5 protein-coding genes are annotated in these 2,383 nt (G+C 66.6%); 4 read left to right on the top strand and 1 reads right to left on the bottom strand.

Annotated features, from left to right (window positions below):
- The 3 genes from VN779_RS05850 to rplI form a co-directional block, all read left to right on the top strand.
- Window positions 1-528: single-stranded DNA-binding protein (locus VN779_RS05850; RefSeq protein ID WP_325720932.1), on the top strand; the 528-nt coding region annotated here is incomplete at its 5' end.
- Window positions 529-595: 67 nt separating this feature from the next.
- Window positions 596-832, top strand: a complete 237-nt coding sequence (rpsR, locus tag VN779_RS05845; RefSeq protein WP_325720931.1) for a 30S ribosomal protein S18 — start codon at window positions 596-598, stop codon at window positions 830-832.
- A gap of 28 nt (window positions 833-860) precedes the next feature.
- A complete protein-coding gene (gene rplI, locus VN779_RS05840; RefSeq protein ID WP_325720935.1) occupies window positions 861-1,307 on the top strand; it encodes a 50S ribosomal protein L9 in 447 nt (148 codons plus the stop codon).
- Window positions 1,308-1,480: 173 nt separating this feature from the next.
- Here rplI and VN779_RS05835 read toward each other — a convergent pair whose 3' ends face one another.
- Window positions 1,481-1,693: a hypothetical protein gene (locus VN779_RS05835; protein WP_325720929.1), complete on the bottom strand. Its 213-nt coding sequence runs from the start codon at window positions 1,691-1,693 to the stop codon at window positions 1,481-1,483.
- A 524-nt stretch (window positions 1,694-2,217) separates the two neighbouring features.
- On the opposite strand from VN779_RS05835, the gene VN779_RS05830 reads away from it, so the two are divergent.
- A partial coding sequence (locus VN779_RS05830; protein ID WP_414639587.1) for a DnaB-like helicase N-terminal domain-containing protein occupies window positions 2,218-2,383 on the top strand: 166 nt, incomplete at its 3' end.

Below are 2,383 nucleotides of genomic sequence, written 5' to 3'. Positions count from 1 at the left end.
ATGGCGGCAGGAGACACCCCCATCACGGTCGTCGGCAACCTCGTCGCCGACCCGGAACTCCGATTCACCCCATCCGGTCAGCCGGTCGCGACCTTCCGGGTCGCCTCGACGCCCCGGATGCGCGACAACGCCACGGGCGAGTGGAAGGACGGCGACAGCCTCTTCCTCAGCTGCAACGTGTGGCGGCAGGCGGCGGAGAACGTCGCCGAGTCACTGCAGCGCGGCATGCGGGTCATCGTGACCGGCCGGCTGCGGCAGCGGAACTATGAGACCAAGGAAGGCGAGAAGCGGACCGTCTACGAGGTCGAGGTCGACGACGTCGGCCCGTCCCTGCGGAACGCTTCCGCCAAGGTCAACCGGGCCAGCCGCGGCGGCGGCGAAGGCGGGTTCGGTAGCGGTGGCGGCAACCGGAGCGGTGGCGGCTACGGCGGCGGCCAGGGCTCGTCCGGCGGCGGCAGCAGCCGGAACGAGGACCCGTGGGCGTCCGATGCCGCCGGCGGCGGCTACTCCGACGAACCGCCGTTCTAAGCAGTAAAGCAAGCAAGTAACAACGACCATCCCCGCATCGCGCGGGGCTCTCTTAAGGAGCACCACGATGGCGAAGCCTCCTATTCGCAAGCCTAAGAAGAAGGTCTGCGTCTTCTGCCAGGAGCGCATCAGCTACGTCGACTACAAGGACACCGGCCTGCTGCGCAAGTACATCTCCGACCGCGGTAAGATCCGCGCGCGCCGGGTCACCGGGAACTGCACCCGGCACCAGCGCGACGTCGCGACCGCGATCAAGAACGCGCGCGAGATGGCGCTGCTCCCGTACACCAGCACGGCTCGCTAGGGCAGGGGAGGACTGACCAATGTCTCGCATGAAGCTGATCCTGACCCAGGAGGTCGGCGGCCTCGGCGCCCCTGGTGACGTAGTGGACGTGGCCGCTGGCTACGGCCGTAACTACCTGCTGCCCCGCGGCTTCGCGATCTCGTGGACGCGCGGCGGCGAGAAGCAGGTTGACCTGATCAAGCGGGCCCGCGCGGCGCGCGAGATCCGCACCCTCGAGGACGCGCAGTCCGTGGCCGGCCAGCTGCAGCGGCTGACCGTCCGCCTCAAGCGCCGGGCCGGCGCGAACGGCCGGCTGTTCGGCTCGGTGGGCGCGACCGACATCGCCGAAGCGGTCCGCACCGCCGGCGGCCCGGAGCTCGACCGCAGGAAGATCTTCGTGCCCGACCCGATCAAGGCGGCGGGCTCGTACAAGGTCCAGGTCCGGCTGCACCCCGAGGTGACCGCCTCGGTGGGCATCGAAGTCACCGGCGCCTGAACGAACCTTTTAATCCTGACGTTATTTCCCAGGGGCATGTCCCGGGCCGGGAGAGCAGGATTAAAGAGTTCGAATCCACAGCCGCCTGGCTGTTTTCCACAGCCCTTTCCACAGGAACCGGTTTTCCACAGGAAGGGTGCTGTGTCCACAGTCGCCTAGCCGGCGGTGGGCCTTCAGAGCGAAGGTCCGCTGTCGGCTGGTCCTGTGTACCGCTGTGCCCGCCGGGCGAGTTCGGGATCAAGGTCGCTGACCATCTGCCAGAGAGTGGCTATCCGCGCGGTCAGTTCGTCCGCCGTCACCCCGGCCTTGGCGTCGTGCGCATCGCTTGCTAGCTGGTCAATCGCGGCCGCGATGCGGTCGATTGCGTCCCCCGTGATCGAACACACAGGCGAATGATAGCCGGCCCTCGTCGAGGGCGCGGCTCGTTCCAAGGTCTGCTGTGCCCGAGTGCCCGGCTGCGCTATCTAGTGCGCGGCTTTGGCGTGCGCGGTGCAGCGTTGCCCACTTCAGTGCGAAATCTGGGGAAAACCCTCGGTTGATGGCATGCCCGCACCGGTTTTCCACAGACAACCCGATGCGGCCTGTGAATTTCCCTGTGGATAACTTCGGAGCAGAAAGTCACCGACTTTTTCTCCTGCACAGCCCGTGGATTACATTCGTGAAGGTCGGAGCAGGTTGCGACTGGCTCGCCGCCCAGCTGTCCACAGCCAAATCCACTGACTGCGCACAAGCTTGCCACAGGTTCTTAACACGTTATCCACAAGGCCGTGTTGGCACTCGCGTCGCGGGCCGGCAGAATGTCAGAACCGCCGATGTTAGACCGCTATCGGCAGGCGTCGATCGTCAGACCCCTTAGGTAGAACGGTGTCGACGCACGGGTGGGGCGTTACGCGCGGGGAGGAGGCGTCTGGTGAGTGTTGCCGAGCTGCCACAGCGCGGCGAGGAATTCGAGCGGATGCCGCCGCACGACGTCGCCGCCGAGCAGTGCGTGCTTGGCGGCATGCTGCTGTCCAAGGACGCGATCTCCGACGTGATCGAGGTCATCAGGCCGTCCGATCACTACCGACCGGCGCACC

The sequence above is a fragment of the Actinocrinis sp. genome, from assembly GCF_035605935.1.
Taxonomy (GTDB): domain Bacteria; phylum Actinomycetota; class Actinomycetes; order Streptomycetales; family Catenulisporaceae; genus Actinocrinis.
Note: the sequence above shows the minus strand (reverse complement) of the source record. Positions and strands in the feature narration are given on the sequence as shown.